Origin of the sequence: Microcoleus vaginatus HSN003, from assembly GCF_022701255.1 — a bacterium.
GTDB lineage: Bacteria > Cyanobacteriota > Cyanobacteriia > Cyanobacteriales > Microcoleaceae > Microcoleus > Microcoleus vaginatus_B.
This window is the reverse complement of the sequence record NZ_CP031705.1, coordinates 5,108,394-5,125,278: the sequence shown is the minus strand read 5'-3', so window position 1 is coordinate 5,125,278 and position 16,885 is coordinate 5,108,394. Positions and strand designations below refer to the sequence as shown.

The following is a 16,885-nucleotide window of genomic DNA, read 5'->3' as shown; positions in this document are numbered from 1 at the left end:
GGATCGCTCATAAATCTAATCTTCTGACTTGCCCAGATCCGCTAGCCCTATATCATAATTAAGTTTTTTTGTCAAGTCATAATCGTGAAAAATCCAACAAACATGACAATTTCTCCAGAATTAATAGCTTTAGCCCAGTACATGGCGGGCGAATTTGACAACCGAGAACAAGCGCTAGCAGACCCGGCTTGGTACGTCCACCTTCGTTTGTGGCAAAGACCCCTGCCGGTTCGGTTATTTTCCGAACCCAGCATTGCCCTGTTTGCCGAACAAGCCAACATTCTGGAATTAGACAAGCCATACCGCCCCCGCATCGTGCAACTGAGGCACTCACCGATAGCGCCAGGACTGATTGAAGCTCAGTATTATATGTTCAAGAATATCGCAGCCGTCAAAGGAGCCGGTTGCAACCCCGACTTGCTTGGAAAGCTAACGAACGAGCAAATCCAACTCCTTCCCGGCTGCACCCTCTCGGTTGCAGTGCAAAATTTAGCCTCAAATGGCTATCGCTTTCGCGCATCTTTGCCGGAGGGCACTCGCTGCGGCTTTGCCTACGGGGGGCAAAATTACCAAGTAGACTTGGGATTTGAAGCCGCAGGCGAGGAATTTCTCAGCTACGACAAAGGAATAAGCCCCACGACAGGTAAGGCTATCTGGGGAGCTTTAATGGGCCCTTTTAGATTTGTCAAGCGTCAGGATTTTGCTGCTGAGATATGCGTTTGAAGCAAGAAGCAACAAGAAACAAGAAAGAAAGATTTAGCTATCTAGGATAGAAGGCAAGACTTTACCTTGACCTATTCTTCTACTTTTTCTTCTACTTTAGTGTTTTGGTGAACCTCTCAACCTTTCTACAAAGGAAGAAAGCATAAGGAAGCTGGCAAGAATTTACCTGCTTCCTGTTCTTGTGCAGGGCGCCGGCGCATTTTGTGAGCCTCAAGCTTGAATTGGGCTTACACCGCAACGGATGCAAGCTTGGTGGTCAACTTGCGCGCGGCACCCCCTCTAGAGCTTCTTCTTCCGTTTCAAAGATTTCAAACACAGAATCCATCATGGTGACTTCAAACACCAGTTTGGCTTCGGGATGAACATTGCAAATGCGGAAACTTCCCTTAACTTTATCCGCATCCCGCATACCTGCTACAAGTGAGGTCAGGCCAGAACTATCGATAAAGTTAACCTGACCAAGATTCACTACGACATGACGGCTGAGTTTGGAAATACACTCTTGCAACTTGAGGCGGAATTGCCAAGCTGTAGTGATGTCCAACCGTCCTGTCGGTGCTAAGACGATAACTGTTGTACCGTCTTGAAGCGTGTGGGTTTTTTGATCAATATGAATCACTGACCCTTCCCTCAAATTTATTATCTATCGCGGTGGTTACTGTCCCAGTAGTTTAACTCAGGTCGGTGACTGCTGAGGCATCCAATTCGCCCAATCTTGCGGTTTTAAGAACTTGGAGTAGAGTTCGGCTTCAGGAGAGTTGGGTTCTGGCTCGTAGCCATATTCCCAGCGTACCAAAGGTGGCAGGGACATCAGAATCGATTCGGTACGTCCGTTGGTCTGTAAGCCAAAGGTCGTGCCTCGATCGTACACCAAGTTAAATTCAACGTAACGGCCGCGGCGGTAAAGTTGGAAATTACGCTCGCGCTCGCCGTATTCTTTCGATCGGTGCTTTTCCACAATTGGGGTGTAAGCCGGCAAAAATGCCCGGCCACAGTCCTGTACGAAGGCGAACAGCGACTCCCAAGTCCTCGGTTCCGGCACGCCGATGTTGTTGCTGCACTCAGCGGCCTTGCCTTTGACATGATGGTCGCGGTAAAGCGCACCTTGAGCGCTTTGGTAGTCAAAAAACAGGCCGCCCACGCCGCGGGTTTCTTGGCGGTGGGGGAGGTAAAAATATTCGTCGCACCAGAGTTTAAAGGTCGGATAATATCCGGGATGGTGGCGATCGCAAGCTGCTTTCAGAGTTTTGTGAAAATGAGCTGCATCCTCAGCCAACGGGTAATAAGGAGTCAAATCTACACCGCCACCAAACCACCAAATCGGCCCAGCCTCAAAATAGCGGTAATTCAGGTGAACCGTAGGCAAGTAGGGATTGCGGGGGTGCAGCACCATCGAAGTGCCCGTTGCATAGAAATCGTGACCCGCAGCTTCTGGGTGCTTTGCCAGAATCAAAGCCGGCAAACTTTCGCCCCACACTTGGGAAAAATTGACTCCCCCTTGTTCAAACACATCGCCTTCGCGCATGACGCGAGAACGTCCGCCGCCGCCTTCGGAGCGTTCCCAAGAGTCCTCCTTAAATTTGCCCAAGCCATCGAGCTGTTCGAGGGATTGACAAATTTCGTCTTGTAGGCTTTTCATAAATTCGCTGATTCTAGCTCTAGAGTCAGCGGGTGGCAAAAACGGGGAAGTGGCGGTTTTAAGTGTTGTAGAAACTGTCATAAAATTTTCTGTTGTCAGATTTGAGTTTTAGATGGGCGATGAATCCCAAATCCAGTCGTCATGTAATTATGCCACCGTAGGTCGGCAAATGATCGCTATGAAGTTACATTAAAAAATAGCAATAAAAATATACTTAAACCTGCGATCGAAAATTCGCTAACCCAATTGCAGAGCTATGGTGGAGAACACAATGCCCAATACACTCGATGTTAGTTCAGTCTTAGAAATCCTGCGACCCGTGCAAGACCCCGAACTGCAAAAGAGTTTGGTGGAATTGAACATGATTCGTAACATAAAAATTGACGGCGGTGTCGTCAGTTTTACTTTAGTGCTGACAACGCCTGCTTGCCCGCTGCGAGAATTTATTGTCGAAGATTGCCAAAAAGCGGTCAAACAGTTGCCAGGAGTCGAAAAAGTGGCGGTGGAGGTGACAGCCGAGACGCCACAGCAGAAGGGAGTGGTCGATCGCCAAGGCATTGAAGGCGTTAAAAATATTATCGCAATTTCCAGCGGCAAAGGCGGCGTCGGCAAAAGCACGGTGGCGGTAAATGTGGCAGTAGCGCTGGCGCAAACCGGCGCTAAGGTGGGTTTGCTGGATGCGGATATCTATGGGCCCAACGACCCGACAATGTTGGGTCTGGGGGACGCGAAAGTCATGGTTAGGGACGGAAAAAGCGGGGAAAGCCTCGAACCCGCGTTTAATTACGGCGTCAAATTGGTGTCGATGGCGTTTTTAATTGACAAAGACCAACCCGTGATTTGGCGCGGCCCGATGTTGAACGGGATCATCCGGCAGTTCCTCTATCAGGTGAATTGGGGGGATTTAGACTATCTGATTGTCGATATGCCTCCGGGTACTGGAGACGCGCAGTTGACAATGGCGCAAGCGGTACCGATGGCTGGTGTCGTGATCGTGACGACCCCACAGACTGTGGCTTTGTTGGACTCTCGCAAGGGTTTAAAGATGTTCCAGCAGTTGGGAGTGTCGGTGTTGGGAATTGTGGAAAACATGAGCTATTTTGTGCCACCGGATATGCCCGACAAGCAATACGATATTTTCGGTTCTGGTGGCGGGGAAAAGACTGCTGCTGAGTTGGGAGTGCCCCTCTTAGGCCGCATTCCGCTGGAAATTCCGTTGCGGGAAGGTGGCGATTCGGGCGTGCCGATCGTAGTGGGGCAACCGGGTTCTGCTTCAGCTAGGGAGTTGCGGGCGATCGCGGGCCGCATCGCCGGTAAAGTTTCCGTAGCAGCCTTAGCCTAACTCACATCTTGCATTGTTAATCAGCTTTTGATGGGCGGGCGGGACGCCCACCCCACAAGAAACCTGTTTAGTTTGTGGAACAGGCATCTTGCCTGTTTGGTTTGTGGAACAGGCATCTTGCCTGTTTGGTTTGTGGAACAGGCATCTTGCCTGTTTGGTTTGTGGAACAGGCATCTTGCCTGTTTGGTTTGTGGAACAGGCAAGATGCCTGTTTAGTTTGTGGAACAGGCATCTTGCCTGTTTGGTTTGTGGAACAGGCAAGATGCCTGTTTAGTTTGTGGAACAGGCAAGATGCCTGTTTGGTTTGTGGAACAGGCAAGATGCCTGTTTGGTTTGTGGAACAGGCAAGATGCCTGTTTGGTTTGTGGAACAGGCAAGATGCCTGTTTGGTTTGTGGAACAGGCAAGATGCCTGTTTGGTTTGTGGAACAGGCAAGATGCCTGTTTTAGCATCAAGTCTCGATCGCCAAGAAAAGGTAAACTATAAACAGCAAACATAACATTCAAACAATTATGATTTTTCCAGGTTCGGCAGTTCGAGTTAAAGATAAGGGTGAGATTTACTACGCCTTTCAAGGACAAGTTCAGCGAGTTAGCGATGGGAAGGTCGCGGTACTGTTTGAAGGTGGCAATTGGGACAAGCTGATCACGTTCCGGCTGTCGCAATTGGAACTTGTGGATGCGACGGCTGGTCGCGTGAAATAGTCAGTGGTCATTAGTCATTGGTAAGGGTTAATGTGTAATTTGTAATTGGTAAAGTACCCCAGACCCGGCTACTAAATGAAAACCCTTGACTAATGACTAATGACTGATAACTGATGACTAATGACTAATGACTAATGACTAATCACTAAAACTATGCGTTTACCTCTACCCCAATTTGCTACAAAAGAGCGCCATCCCGATCGCATTGCTGAGGTAATCGAGACGGCAACTTCGGAGTTTTTGGCTCAATGTTTGGAACCGGAAGACTTAAGCTTTCCTGTGATGCCGCCTTTTGGGAGTTGGGTGAAGGCCGAGGATGAAGAGTCAAAAAATCAAATTTACGGCGTGGTTTATTACGCTACGACTAGCCCGATCGACTCGGTGCACAGAGCTCGCGCTTTGGGTTTGTCGCTGGAAGAGTTGCGGGAAGAACAACCACAGATTTTTGCGATGCTCAAAACCGAGTTTCGAGTGGCGATTGTGGGGTTTGAGGCTGCGCCGGAAAGGTTCAACGGTCACGGCCCATCGAGGGGTAAAATTTATCAGTATTTGCCGCCGCGCCCGCCACAAATTCACCAGGCGGTTTATCGCTGCGAACCGGATGAGGTGGTTGATTTTACCGTGCAGTTGGATTTTTTGAGGACGCTGCTGGGGGTGGCTAATGCGCCGGTGGAGGCGCTGACGGCGGCGGCGATTCGGGAGATTTATCAGTTGCGGATGCGCGATCGATCTTGGTTGGTGGAAGCGGGGAGGAGTTTGAGTGTTTTGTTGAAGGATGATTATGACAGGTTGAGGGTGATTTTGAGTCAGATTCATCCGTAGGGAAAAGCTGGAATAAGATAATCTGGACTTACGCAAAAAGTGGTTTGACACGCTACGGATAGCAGTAAGGTGTGCAATGTGCACCCTAGATAATTAGGTTCTGCGTCAGTCCCGATCAGGTTTTTTGGAGGCAAAATATTTTATGTGGGTAGAGGTAACAGCGCTAAATCAAGTTCCCGAAGGGGGTGTGTTGAAGGTAAAAGTTGACGAAACTTCAGTGATTTTGAATCGTCAAGGCATGAATGTCACTTGTTACCGTAATGCTTGCACTCATTTAGAATATCCGATCGACATGGGTAAGGTAAGCAGCGGCATTATTACCTGTCCGTTTCATAAATATCAGTACCAATTAGATACGGGTAAGTGTTTGAATGCACCCAGCGATTCTCTGGAATCTTATCCGGTAAAGATTGAGGGCGATCGGGTTTTTGTGGAAATAGATTAGTTATTGGTTATTCGTTAAGTCCGACAGGGGTTTAAACCCCTGTCTCATAGCTAAAGTCGTCTAAAGACGACTGTAGATTAATATTGGATATTCAATCCGGCTTAAATAGCCCCTCGCCCTTTTAGTCCGCGTTGGCGTAGCTGGCGCGAAGCGCTTATGCGGACTAAATTTTGACTCTTAAGCAGTTTCAAGCGCCGATCTATAGCAACCGCCAAGGCGGTTAAGCCGCTGTGCGAAGCACGGCTTCCATGGCATCCCTGAGACAGTCGAATTTAATTAGTTGTTTACGAATTCGACTTTTTAACCATGACCAGCATCGCTCAATTTTGTTAAGATCCGGTGAATAGGGGGGCAAGTATTTTAACTGACAACCTGCAGCTTCAATTAATTGAAGAATCCGCCCACCTTTATGAAAGGTGGCATTATCTGCAAGGACTATTTGTCCCGGTTTTAGCGTTGGGATTAAACAAGTTTCTAGCCAGGTTTCAAACACGGTTCGATTACAAGAACCCTCAACAGTAAATGGAGCCAATAACTCACCATGACAATAGGCAGCAATCATATTAACTCGCCCTTGTCTTCGGCCACTTTTTAAAGCATAAAAGCGGCTCCCTTTAGCATTCCAACCATAGCTATAATCTTCTCTACTATCCATCCCAGACTCATCTATATACACTATATCCTGTGGTACATACAGCCCTATCTCTTGTTTAAAGAGAAGTCGTTTAACTTCATCTCTTTCTTGATAACCATAAGTTTTTTTTTACGCGTAAACCCAATCTTTTTTAATGCCCGTGATATAGTGCGATCACTAATTTCTTCCGTCCATAGTTTGGCCATCTCTACTTGAGTTTTATCTCCATTAACCTCGACAAATTTGGTAAATTTTTCCCAATCAGTAATTTTGTGTCCATTACCAGGTGGTTGATTAGGCAAGGCTTGAAAGTCCCCAGTCTCGCCTTCCCGCTTCAACCATAAACGAATAGTGTTACGACTAATGCTAAATATAAGGCAAGCTTCACTAATCTTTAAGCCATCAAGCTTGATTGCTTGGATCACTTTTTGACGGAGGTCGTAACTGTAGGGTTTGGGCATGGATTTCGCTCCGGTACAGCCGGAGCAAGATTAAGAAATACTTCCAGTATAGGGCTTAACCGCCTTGGCGGTTGCTATATGTTTCAACCTACCATTTTCGCGCGCCGCTGACGGAAGAAAATCGCCAAAAGCCCGATCGCACCTACTGCCAAAAGCAGCCATTCTTCGGGTTCAGGAACCCCCGAAACATTCAGAGGATTATTCGGCTTACTCAACTGTTCCTTACCCGATTCTACCTCGCGTTCAAATCGATCGCTCTTAGCTTCCGCTGCTTTTAGCTGCTCCCTTTGCGCGTCATTAACTAACACAATCATCGAAGAATAAGGCGTCACCACTTTGAAATTTTTAGCTACTGCGTGCATGGCATCCAGTTGCGTCAGTTGAGTTGAACTTTTCTGCTTGCTAAGTGCAGTTATCAACTGCCGCGCAGCTATCGGTTTAAAGCCTTCATTTCCGGCATTTTTGGACTCTGCAACTGGCGTCGATTTGGCGGTTTTTTTCGACGGCGGGGTTTTGGCATAACTCCAAACATAGCCGTCAACAACGCTAACTGTAGATTTGCCCGAAGCTGCTGTGGTTGCTACTCGCTGCATTGCCTCTTTCATATCTGTAGAAACTCCGCCGCCGCTATCTTGAATCACCTTTAAAGTTGCGTCGTCGTAGCCGGGGGGCAAACCACCCAAATGCACTGTCCATAGGGGTGCAGAGATGGAAAGTTTAAGTTTGCGATCGTCCGATAATTCGTAACTGTGGCGATCGCTCACCACAAATACAGTATCGTAACTTTTATCGCCACGCAACTGTGCCAACTGTTGCAGCATATCTTTGAGCTGGATTGTACCGTAAAACGTCACCTTTGCGGCATCGAAATTGCGTACATCTTCCACCAACTTAGGTGGCATTCCCGCAGCGCTGGCGACATACAAATCAACACCATTTTTGCCTGCTGCATTAGCTTTCAACCATTCAAAAGTCTCTTTTACTTCCTTACTTTCCGCCGCCATGCTGCGGGAAGTATCCAGAATAACTGCAAATTTCTTGCCTTGCGGTAGGGAGTAATTTGCATCAGCCAGCGGCTTAGCAGAAATGATATTTCCTCCCGGTAGAATCGCCTGCTGCGCTGTTAGAGGTTGCTGTGCGACTGCGGGCAAAAAGGGTGGTAGCCAAGTTTCTCTTGCTTCTTTCCCGCTGTATTTTACCTCTTTTCCGGCGATCGTCCGGCGAGTATTTGGGTTCCAAAAAATGTTGCGTTTTTCAGCCAAAACAGGCATCGCCCAACCCTGCGGCTGCCGCATGACTTTGTAAGTAAGCCACAGGTGCATTTCCGTTGGCCCGCCAGTTGGGGGGAATTCTCTTTTAGCCGGGATTGGAAAAGCCCGCAAACGGTATTGTTTGGGGCCAATTTGTTCTAGCAAAGCCGGATCGACTCTTTCTCTCACCTGTTGGTTGTAGACTTGTTGGGCTGCACCGCGAGGCGATACGGTAAATACAAAACGTTTGTTTAAATCGCCAGTATCGCCCAGCCAAACTCCTGTAACTGCGGCGCTTTCAGGCAGGGAAAAGTAGTAAAATACTTCTTGCAAGTTCGGCGTTTGATTTTTGTAAACTTCGTAGAGTTGAACGTCAGCCCAGTCGCCGTTTTCTTTGACTGTCACTTCTTGCGACTGCAACCATACTTTTTCCTCACTGACATTCAGCAAACCAGCTTTTGCTTCTTCCTGGTTTGAGGTTGACTGCACCGCGTGTTTTACTGCTTCTGTGTCGCCTTTTTGCAGTTCCGTATCGAAGAATTCGCCGTAGAGTTTTTCGGCTTTTTCCACATCAGCACTAGAGCCTTGATACAAAAACGGCGACATTAAAAAATTATAGCTGTTCTGCAAGGTGTGAGCCGCTCCGTCAGGCAAATTCAAAGTGTTTTTGTACATCTCATAAATGTGGTTGTTTTCTCCTACAGTGCTGAGGTAGCGGTAAGGGGACAAATAAGCATTCACTAAGCCCGATCGAATCATATCAGACTTGGCTAATAAAGTTTGGCGAACCGTGTCATTTGCGGGGGGAGTTGCCAGCATTTTCAGCGCTGCAACTTGCGGCTGCTGCTGCAAAGCGGAGAAAATAGCCAGCCAAGCTGCTATGACTCCCAAACTTCCGATTAGCGCTTTATTTTTCCCGTATTGTGCAGCAAAACTCTGCCATATTTTCCGCCCGGAATGAATGTAGAGAAAGCCGTACAGCGAAGGCATGACAACGAACAAGCTACAGGTTAAACCAAACAATATAAAGGATAGCGGTATCCAAATTAAACCCCAGATCCACTCCCCGTATCTAAAGATATCCCAAAATGCTGATACCCATGTAAACTTGAAAAATTCAATGACTACAGTGAAGAATCCATAAAGTGTATACCATGCCACAGGTACAGCGTAATAAAGCAGCAATGTTGCCGCCCAAATGCCAACTACTACCATTAAACTGTGACATCCTAATTGCAGCCACGCACTTCGCTTTTCTCCGATTAACCTTAAAAAAAGAGGCTGTTTATTATGGGAAGTTTGAGAATCTGAGATATTTTGAACATTTTCTTTTTTACCCAGATAGCCGTACAGCATTTCCACTGAAAATGCTGCAATGCACAAAGCAATAGTAGCGATGATTTGATAACTAGCTGGGGTGAGTTCTCGCAGCACGAACAAGCGGAGCAAACACAGCAAAAATAGCGGTGCTTCTACGCCGTAAAACCAACGCATTAGCTGTAGGGGTTGCTCGCCGCTAAAACGCCCAACTCCTATTACTGTACATACAGTGGGTACTGCGATCGTAGCTGCCATCGTCAATGAAAACTCTAGCGGGATGATGCCATCGATTGTCGCCATAACTAATGGCACTCCTATAATCGGCAAAATCCCCAAGTAAACAATCGATAAAAATGTCAAATTCCACACCAAAAAAATTGTTTCAAAAATTCCATCAAATACCTGTTTGATTTTCATTAATTTCTCCTTGTAAGCTTTGTTTAACGGTATCGTATACGTTACCCGCAAACTCTTTTACTTCATGATTTTCTGCTTTTAGGGAACTGTCAAATAAAATAGAAACTAGCACCCAATTGTGATTTTTGTGAGTGAGATCGCTGCCGATGCGCGACAAGAAGTTATCGGTAGTTTGCTGTGCAGATTGCAGCCAGTATGTAGCGGATAGTTGGTTGTCTTGGAGAGACAGCCAGCGCCCCGTTACAGCATGAGTTAGCTGTTTTTTTTCTATGCGATTGACGGGAATTCCGCTCGCTACAAAACACAACTCGGGGGCGTGATAAGTTTGCCAGGATGTGCTGGCTACTGTGAGCATGGAACCGCGCAAGTTGCCGGCGACAAATCTGATTTTTTGTGTTTGCGTGTCCGGATAGTTGCCAAAGAATTTTTGTTCGCTAGGATTCAAGGGAATCGACTCGGATTTAATATATTCAGGCAATCTTAAAGGTGCGATCGCCATTTTTGACGTTTCTACATGAGACAGTTGAGCCATGACTGCCAAAACTGTGACTGCTGCAATTATTCCTGGTTTGGCTAAAGGGTGATTCAGGAGTATTTCTGAGTTGGCTTTTGCAGAAATACCGCTGGTTTTTTCTGGCTGAAATTTCGGTACTCGTTGCAGCATTAACCAGGTCACAAAAGAAGCACCTACTAAACCGACAATTCCCAGAGGAACGTGAATAATTTCTGCTATGTTTGGCTGGTTAAACACTTCTGAAACCAGGACTAACACGGCCACCCGCAAAGCGTTAGCAGACACTAACATTAAGAGATTAGCAGCGCCGACTGCTAGCCATCTTAAACTTAATTTACGCCCTTCCAGCCAGGTAGCAGCGAGCAAAAATAGCGTTCCGACTAAGAGGGTTTTAATGCCGCTACAAGGCACGTCAACGTGAGCGATGCCGTTTTCCAAAACGATAATATCGTAAGAAGAAATAGCGCCAACGTGCAGCATTGAGAGCAACTGTTCTACTACCTGAGCAGTCAGCACTCGCGCCGGCAAACCTAAGCCGCTATTAAACTGACTGTTGAATGGTAAAATACAAGCCAGCAAGCCCGCCACAGGCAAGTTTTTTTGCCAAAAGTTCTGCTCGACGAATAAGCCGCACAGCCCGTAAGTTCCGAGGATAAATAGCAGGACAGTAACTTGTTTGATATCAATTATGTACTGAAGGGCGATCGAGCAAATACCCGCACCCAACATCAACAGCAGCGGATATCGCCTCAAAACGAAATTTGGGGAAAATCCCGGCGGGCGATCCTCTTCGAGGGCTGCGCTAACGGAGTTCCCAGTCGATCGCACTACTAATGCTACAATCAAAAAACCAATTACTATCTTGTACAGTGTGGGTATCTCAACAAACGAGGATAACAGCCACTTAACAGCCGAGATATTGGCCCAAAACCAAGCAAGTGCCAGCAAAAAAGGAGCCAGCCAAACCAAATTAACCGTAGGATGAGGAGTAACAGAATCGGGAATTGCAGAATCAGTTATATTGGTGCGCTGCATGATACCGCTTGACATTCACGTTGGTGAGATCTTAGCTCAGCCAAATTGGTAATGTCTAGACGGATTATTTAAGTTTTGTCAAGCTTCGATTTTCTCTACAGAGAGGCTAGCGTTATAATAATTAATTTTATCGGAGGTAAAAATGAGCGAAAAAAGCCCAGGATACAAAATTGTTAGCGATAACCGACAAGCGCGCCATCTCTATGAAATTATAGAGACCTATCAAGTGGGAATCGAATTGAAGGGAACCGAAGTCAAATCAATTCGGGAAGGAAAAGCCAATTTGCGGGACGGATATGGCTTAGTTCGGAACGGGGAACTGTGGCTGATCAACGTTCACATTTCGCCTTGGAGAAGTGCTAGCAACTATTTTAATCACGAACCCCGCCGCACCCGTAAATTGCTGATGCACAAGCAGGAAATTCGCAAATTAATCGGCAAAGTCGAAGAAAAAGGGTTGACTTTAGTGCCGTTAAAAATGTATTTGAAAGGTGGCTGGGTAAAACTTGATATCGGTTTGGGTAAAGGGAAAAAACTGTATGACAAGCGCGAAGATTTGAAGAAACGCGAAGATAAGCGGGATATGGAAAGAGCGATGAAGCAATTTTAGTCATCCGTCATTAGTCATCAGTTATTAGACATCTCCGGAAAAGAAACTGAAACCTTTGCTACTAAAAGGTTGAAATTTAATTTCGGAAGATGTTTATTAGTCACGAGTAATTAGTAATTGGTGATTGATTATTTTAGCTCGCGTTCGGTTAATTACTCATCATAATATTTCTCAATATCTCCCGTTTAGGATTTTGAGGGCTTCCATCGTCACTACGAACTTAATTAGAGTTATTTCACCGGAGTCCATCCCATCTGCTCTCCTCGGGTTGTGCTGGAAACGCTCGTGTGAGCGTCTCCCTCACCCAGGCTGTCGGACTCGTACCACAAGAAGTTTTATTTTTATTATCGCCTAAAACTGAGGTGAGCCATCTTATCTCCTAATACAGTCGCCTATTGGCGATCCTCGCCTCCACAGTAAGTATTATTACTTATCGACCGCCCACGGTCGTGCCTTCTTCGGGGTTCCGACCTCCTGGTTCTTTTTTTCTACAAATATCCGGATGGCTTGTGGAGCCCCATGAATGATTAACCTATGCTCGAATACATCTGGGTAGTGGGGCATTACCCAAGCATTTGGCTGTGGACTGACAAACTCTTATGAGAAATAAGCTCAAACCTGAGTCATTTCGTAAGATTCTGATGCCATTAGGGTGGCAATTAAATCTGGCAAACAAAATATCGCTCAACTCTCAAGTTAAAAAATGCTAAAAATGACACCATTAGCTAACATTTTCAATGCCATGAAAGAGCCAGCAAAAAAGCATCAGAATTCCAAGTGGGGAGCTTTCTTGCTGATGCTAGCAGTAGGCTTTGGCGGCTGGAAAATTGCTTTGCCGGAACTGGCATCTTTTTTTAATAATATTGCGTTTGAAAACTACAAAGCCAATCGATTGGCGGATACTCAAAAAGCATATGAGTTAGCGCTCTGGGTAGATCCAAAAAGCCGAACAGCTCTTTACAATTTAGGATGGCTTTGCGAAGAGGTGCAAGATTTAGACTGCGCCCGAAGAAAATATTTGCAAGCTGCAAAACTCGGTCTGCCTGCTGCTTACAGCAATCTGGCTCGATTATATATAGTTGATCAAAAAAACTATCCGGCTGCCGTTCACTTCCTGTGGCAAGGTTTGAAATTAGCTGAGGACGATCGGGTCAAATATTCTTTACTCAAAAACTTGGGATGGGCTCGCCTGGAACAGGGGCGATATTCAGAGGCATTGCAACATCTGGATGAAGCGATTAAACTTGATAGTGAAGGGCCAGCAACTTACTGCTTAAAAGCGCAAGTCCTAGAAAAGATGAAAAATACTAAGGCAGCGCTACCGCAGTGGAAAATTTGTCTAAAGTATGCGGATTCCCAAGAGTTCGATGAGGATATATGGATAGGAATGGCGCGTCAACGATTAAACGAGGAAAAAACAAATAAATGAAACGCACAGTTTTGCTTTCATCAACCATACTGGCAATTATAACGGTACTGGAGCTAAGTCAAGCCCCAAAAGCAGTGCCAACTCCTCCGACTGTTAAATCTGCCGTCAATGAATCAGTCGAGATGCTGTTCAACTCGAATCAGTCGATGCGACAGTGCAAAGATAAAAATGGTGGAAAATATGCGTGTCCGAGATTCATCATGCCTCCGGAGAGCGAAGAATAAGAGTTATTTTCAATAAATTTTGTAGAGTGTACCATCACAACTTTACACAAACAGGTATGTAGTATGTAGTATGTAGGGTGCGCCGTCCGCACCTTATAGCATTTGAGATTTGAAATTAAGAATTGAAGAATTGGAAATAACTTATGGCTATAAGGGTTTGCAGCTTGCATAAAGCTGCATTCTTTTTTTGCACTGATATATAGCCTTTCTCAGAAAGATGAGGTATGATGTTACTGACACTCACTCGTGAGGGTCAAACAGAGAAGATAAGATCAAATGAACTATAATTACATGGTTGAGTAAAGCCACGCGAAAGCGATACCACACATAATAGCATTTTTTTGAAAGCACACGATGCTTGACTCACAACACGTTTACTTGTACCAAACTTCATACATTGTTAAAAATGAAAGCTTATTCGATTGATTTTAGGCAAAAAATCCTTGATACTTATCATACTGAACCCATTTCACAAAAAGCAATAGCTAAGCGTTTTTCTGTAGCCCTGAGTTTTGTACAAAAATTGCTTAAACAATATCGTGAAACAAAAAACATTACTCCGAGAACTGACCGATGTGGAGTCAAAGGCAAACTGAATGCGGAGCAACTACTCATCTTGGCGGAATTGATTGAAGGAAATAATGATGCAACTCTTGAAGAACTCCGTTATTTACTTTATGGGAGAATTGGATTTTCTGTTAGTAGAGCAACAATAGGAAGAATGATAAAACTCTTAGACATTACTGTCAAAAAAAACTCTCTTCCCTTCAGGGAAAGGGACAGAGCGAGTTCAAATCCTGCGATGTGAGTTCTGGAAAACAATTAAAGAGATTAGTTTGAAAGACTTAATATTCATTGACGAATCGGGAGTTAATTTGGCAATGGTTAGGTTATATGCTAGGTATGCAAAAAGGTGAAAGAGCCAAGGGGTCAAAACCAACTAAACGTGGCAAAAATGTCTCAATAATTGGAGCAATGTCAGTCAATGAGATTTTGACATCGGTTAATCTAAGAGGCGGAACTGATGCAATTACATTTGAAGCTTTTATTATCAGAAAACTTGTGCCAAAACTCTGGAAAGGTGCTTGTGTAGTGATGGATAATTGTCCCATTCACTTGGGAGAAGAAGTGAAAAAAGCGATCGAAAAAACAGGGGCAAAATTAATATACTTATCACCTTATTCACCAGATTTTTCACCAATTGAAAATCTGTGGTCAAAACTTAAAATCATTCTCCGTTCTATCAAGACTACTAATTATCAAGAATTAGGAAAAGCCATAGATTTTGCGTTCGGACAAGTTACATCGTCAAATATTTTTAACTGGTTTACACACTGCTGTTATTGTACCTCATCTTTTTGAGAAAGGCTATAACTCTTAATCATTGCTGTATCGGCTATTGCTGGAATCCGCACCGGGCGGGGAGAAAATCCCCGCCAGCAATTCTATCTACTCGCCCTCCGTCAAAGCTGAATCTTGCTGCTGCTGCGAGTTGCTGTAAAAACTAGCAATAATCGCCACCATCAACCACCAAAGCATATTAACTTCCGGCCGGTACCAAACTGTATCGACCAAACCGTGGGCCATCATGCCGGCTAAAGTTGCGATCGCTTCGATATCCGCTAAAGGCTGATTTGTCAAATTTACTCATCCCACCTTCTGAGCCGCTTTTTTCGCTGCTTCGCCGGAAATAATATCACCGGCTTCAACTTGCTTCAAACCTCGGTCAACTTTCTCAAGAAAGTAAACCCTCTTCATAACTTCCTCAAAAGTAATCTCTGGTGGCATTTCCTCTACGGCCTTTAAGACTCTATATTTTACTGTAATATCTGACATGACCCAGACTTTTTTTTTTGAGTCTGCTCTAGGATAAAAGTCTCTGTCCTCCTATCAGAGTAGTCCGTGTCAGTAAATCTACAGAATCGTAGATTTACTTAGTTAGGCTAACAAATTAAGGCAGAACCCAACCTAGACGGCAACTGAATTATATAAATTAGAAATTCAAATTTTACGGAGAGACTCTAATTTTCAAAGTGCTTCAGATAGATAAAAAGCAATCAGTAGTCTCACTCTAATTACTGAATACTGAGAAATACTGAGAAATACTGAGTATTGAATGAGCAGTTTTGAGAGTTGGCTAAACAGTAGTTTTGCCGATTGCTATAACAAAACTTTTAAGTTACGATTTGATTCCGGTGATGAAAGTACCTTCACTCTTTCGTAGGGACTCCAAGTTGTGACCGCAGCAGTCTGATTTCCTTTGACTGGTTGCCATCAATGTGAGGAGATTTTAAGGAATTCCATGTTAGGGATAAGCCCCTACTTCAAATTACTTGGAAGAGGTGGAATTCGGCTCTAGCTAAATTCAACTACTAACTTGTTGTCCATTACTTGAGGAAAATTGAGATGAAAACCCTTCTAGATATAATAGAGAAAAAAAATCAGGAGTTTGCTCAGTTGCCGTTTTTCGAGTATATGAAAGATGAAAGTGTTGAGCCTCGCCAAAAACTGGCATTTGCGCCAGTGATTACCCCACTGGCGCTGGAGTTCAGCGAGTTGTGCAAGCGGGTTTTGCGACAGGAACCCACGACAAACAAGATTCAAGAAATGGTGAATCGGCACACTTATGAAGAACATTTTCACTGGCAATGGCTGTTGGAAGACATGGAGAAGATGGGCATGAATTATTCCATGCCTTTCAGCGACTTTGTACGATTCATTTGGAGTGATCACACCAAGGTATCTCGCTCCATGCTTCCTCTGTTTGAACGCTACACCTACCAAGCCGATCCGATCATGAAGCTGGTGGCGATCGAGGTTTCTGAAGTCACAGCCAATGTTTTTTTCCGGGCAACCAATCCGGTGGCAATGCAACTGCAAGCCATGACCTGCCATGAGTTCCGCTATTTTGGTATGTGTCACAATCACATTGAAAATACCCACACGCTCCATACTCCAGCTTCTTTGCAAGCCATCAGAGATATTGAAGTTCCAGAGGAGATTCGCCAACAAGCGATGGAGTTGATTGATGTCGCCTTTGACTATTTTGCAGAGCTGGTCAATGAATTTTTGGTTTACATCAAAACTCATTCCTACGAAAATCAGTTTGGCAAGACGACTCTTTCAGAGCGAGCGTTGAGCGCCGTCTAATTTATTGCAATTTGTCAGTTTTTGTAGCGATGGTAGAGGGGATAACGCTTCTGTTCTACCATCATTTTTCAGTAGTATTACGTTTATACTTACAAATGGCTTGTGCTCTATCTATTCGATCGGTTTATGCTGAAAAAAATATGAGTGTAGTGTGAAAGTAACCTTG

At 45.0% G+C, this 16,885-nt stretch carries 16 protein-coding genes and 2 pseudogenes; 11 read left to right on the top strand and 7 right to left on the bottom strand.

The features are described 5' to 3' along the window. The first annotated feature begins 102 nt into the window (after positions 1-102). On the top strand, positions 103-723 hold the full coding sequence (locus D0A37_RS22190) for a chromophore lyase CpcT/CpeT (RefSeq protein WP_242725694.1): 621 nt from the start codon (positions 103-105) through the stop codon (positions 721-723). Positions 724-979: 256 nt separating this feature from the next. On the opposite strand, the gene D0A37_RS22185 is transcribed toward D0A37_RS22190, so the two are convergent. Beyond that, complete coding sequence (locus D0A37_RS22185; protein ID WP_006631392.1) at positions 980-1,342, bottom strand: STAS domain-containing protein; 363 nt, start codon at positions 1,340-1,342, stop codon at positions 980-982. Positions 1,343-1,399: 57 nt separating this feature from the next. After that, positions 1,400-2,443 (bottom strand): oxygen-dependent coproporphyrinogen oxidase, encoded by a 1,044-nt coding sequence (hemF, locus tag D0A37_RS22180; protein WP_242717593.1) that lies wholly within the window; start codon positions 2,441-2,443, stop codon positions 1,400-1,402. A gap of 190 nt (positions 2,444-2,633) precedes the next feature. Here hemF and D0A37_RS22175 point away from each other — a divergent pair, with 190 nt between their 5' ends. The 5 genes from D0A37_RS22175 (at position 2,634) to D0A37_RS22155 (ending at position 5,675) form a co-directional block, all read left to right on the top strand. Further along, positions 2,634-3,704: an Mrp/NBP35 family ATP-binding protein gene (locus D0A37_RS22175; RefSeq protein ID WP_006631390.1), complete on the top strand. Its 1,071-nt coding sequence runs from the start codon at positions 2,634-2,636 to the stop codon at positions 3,702-3,704. A 146-nt stretch (positions 3,705-3,850) separates the two neighbouring features. After that, positions 3,851-4,153, top strand: coding sequence for a hypothetical protein (locus D0A37_RS22170; protein WP_242717591.1), 303 nt, complete (start codon positions 3,851-3,853; stop codon positions 4,151-4,153). Positions 4,154-4,216: 63 nt separating this feature from the next. Further along, positions 4,217-4,408, top strand: a complete 192-nt coding sequence (locus tag D0A37_RS22165; RefSeq protein WP_006631389.1) for an NAD(P)H dehydrogenase subunit NdhS — start codon at positions 4,217-4,219, stop codon at positions 4,406-4,408. Positions 4,409-4,561: 153 nt separating this feature from the next. After that, positions 4,562-5,230 (top strand): HAS-barrel domain-containing protein, encoded by a 669-nt coding sequence (locus D0A37_RS22160; protein WP_242717589.1) that lies wholly within the window; start codon positions 4,562-4,564, stop codon positions 5,228-5,230. A gap of 142 nt (positions 5,231-5,372) precedes the next feature. Next, positions 5,373-5,675 (top strand): Rieske (2Fe-2S) protein, encoded by a 303-nt coding sequence (locus tag D0A37_RS22155; RefSeq protein WP_242717587.1) that lies wholly within the window; start codon positions 5,373-5,375, stop codon positions 5,673-5,675. Positions 5,676-5,895: 220 nt separating this feature from the next. On the opposite strand, the gene D0A37_RS22150 is transcribed toward D0A37_RS22155, so the two are convergent. From D0A37_RS22150 to xrtO, 3 genes are all read right to left on the bottom strand, one after another. Beyond that, positions 5,896-6,770, bottom strand: a protein-coding gene (locus tag D0A37_RS22150) for an IS630 family transposase (RefSeq protein ID WP_242717584.1) whose coding sequence is annotated in 2 segments (ribosomal slippage) — positions 5,896-6,438 and positions 6,441-6,770 — 873 coding nt in all. Because the reading frame shifts where the segments join, the coding sequence is not laid out codon by codon here. 83 nt (positions 6,771-6,853) lie between these two features. Beyond that, positions 6,854-9,757 (bottom strand): TIGR02921 family PEP-CTERM protein, encoded by a 2,904-nt coding sequence (locus tag D0A37_RS22145; RefSeq protein WP_242717582.1) that lies wholly within the window; start codon positions 9,755-9,757, stop codon positions 6,854-6,856. Further along, positions 9,735-11,321, bottom strand: coding sequence for an exosortase O (xrtO, locus tag D0A37_RS22140; RefSeq protein ID WP_242717580.1), 1,587 nt, complete (start codon positions 11,319-11,321; stop codon positions 9,735-9,737). The genes D0A37_RS22145 and xrtO overlap by 23 nt, the downstream gene beginning before the upstream one ends. A gap of 127 nt (positions 11,322-11,448) precedes the next feature. Here xrtO and smpB point away from each other — a divergent pair, with 127 nt between their 5' ends. From smpB to D0A37_RS22120, 4 genes and pseudogenes are all read left to right on the top strand, one after another. Continuing rightward, positions 11,449-11,916 carry an SsrA-binding protein SmpB gene (gene smpB / locus D0A37_RS22135; RefSeq protein ID WP_006631384.1) on the top strand — a complete coding sequence of 156 codons (468 nt, stop codon included), beginning with the start codon at positions 11,449-11,451 and terminating at the stop codon, positions 11,914-11,916. Positions 11,917-12,658: 742 nt separating this feature from the next. Continuing rightward, positions 12,659-13,345 carry a tetratricopeptide repeat protein gene (locus tag D0A37_RS22130; protein ID WP_242717578.1) on the top strand — a complete coding sequence of 229 codons (687 nt, stop codon included), beginning with the start codon at positions 12,659-12,661 and terminating at the stop codon, positions 13,343-13,345. After that, the gene (locus tag D0A37_RS22125) at positions 13,342-13,569 is read left to right on the top strand and encodes an Osc7112_2153 family protein (RefSeq protein ID WP_242717576.1); all 228 of its coding nucleotides are present in this window, start codon (positions 13,342-13,344) and stop codon (positions 13,567-13,569) included. The genes D0A37_RS22130 and D0A37_RS22125 overlap by 4 nt, the downstream gene beginning before the upstream one ends. Positions 13,570-13,975: 406 nt before the next feature. Then, positions 13,976-14,931: pseudogene (locus D0A37_RS22120) on the top strand (IS630 family transposase). 87 nt (positions 14,932-15,018) lie between these two features. Here the strand turns inward: D0A37_RS22120 and D0A37_RS22115 are convergent. Both D0A37_RS22115 and D0A37_RS22110 read right to left on the bottom strand, forming a co-directional pair. Next, positions 15,019-15,186: pseudogene (locus D0A37_RS22115) on the bottom strand (IctB family putative bicarbonate transporter); the annotation flags it as partial. A 30-nt stretch (positions 15,187-15,216) separates the two neighbouring features. Continuing rightward, a complete protein-coding gene (locus tag D0A37_RS22110) occupies positions 15,217-15,405 on the bottom strand; it encodes a hypothetical protein (RefSeq protein WP_242717574.1) in 189 nt (62 codons plus the stop codon). A 570-nt stretch (positions 15,406-15,975) separates the two neighbouring features. On the opposite strand from D0A37_RS22110, the gene D0A37_RS22105 reads away from it, so the two are divergent. Then, positions 15,976-16,719: a hypothetical protein gene (locus tag D0A37_RS22105; RefSeq protein ID WP_242717572.1), complete on the top strand. Its 744-nt coding sequence runs from the start codon at positions 15,976-15,978 to the stop codon at positions 16,717-16,719. Positions 16,720-16,885 lie beyond the last annotated feature (166 nt).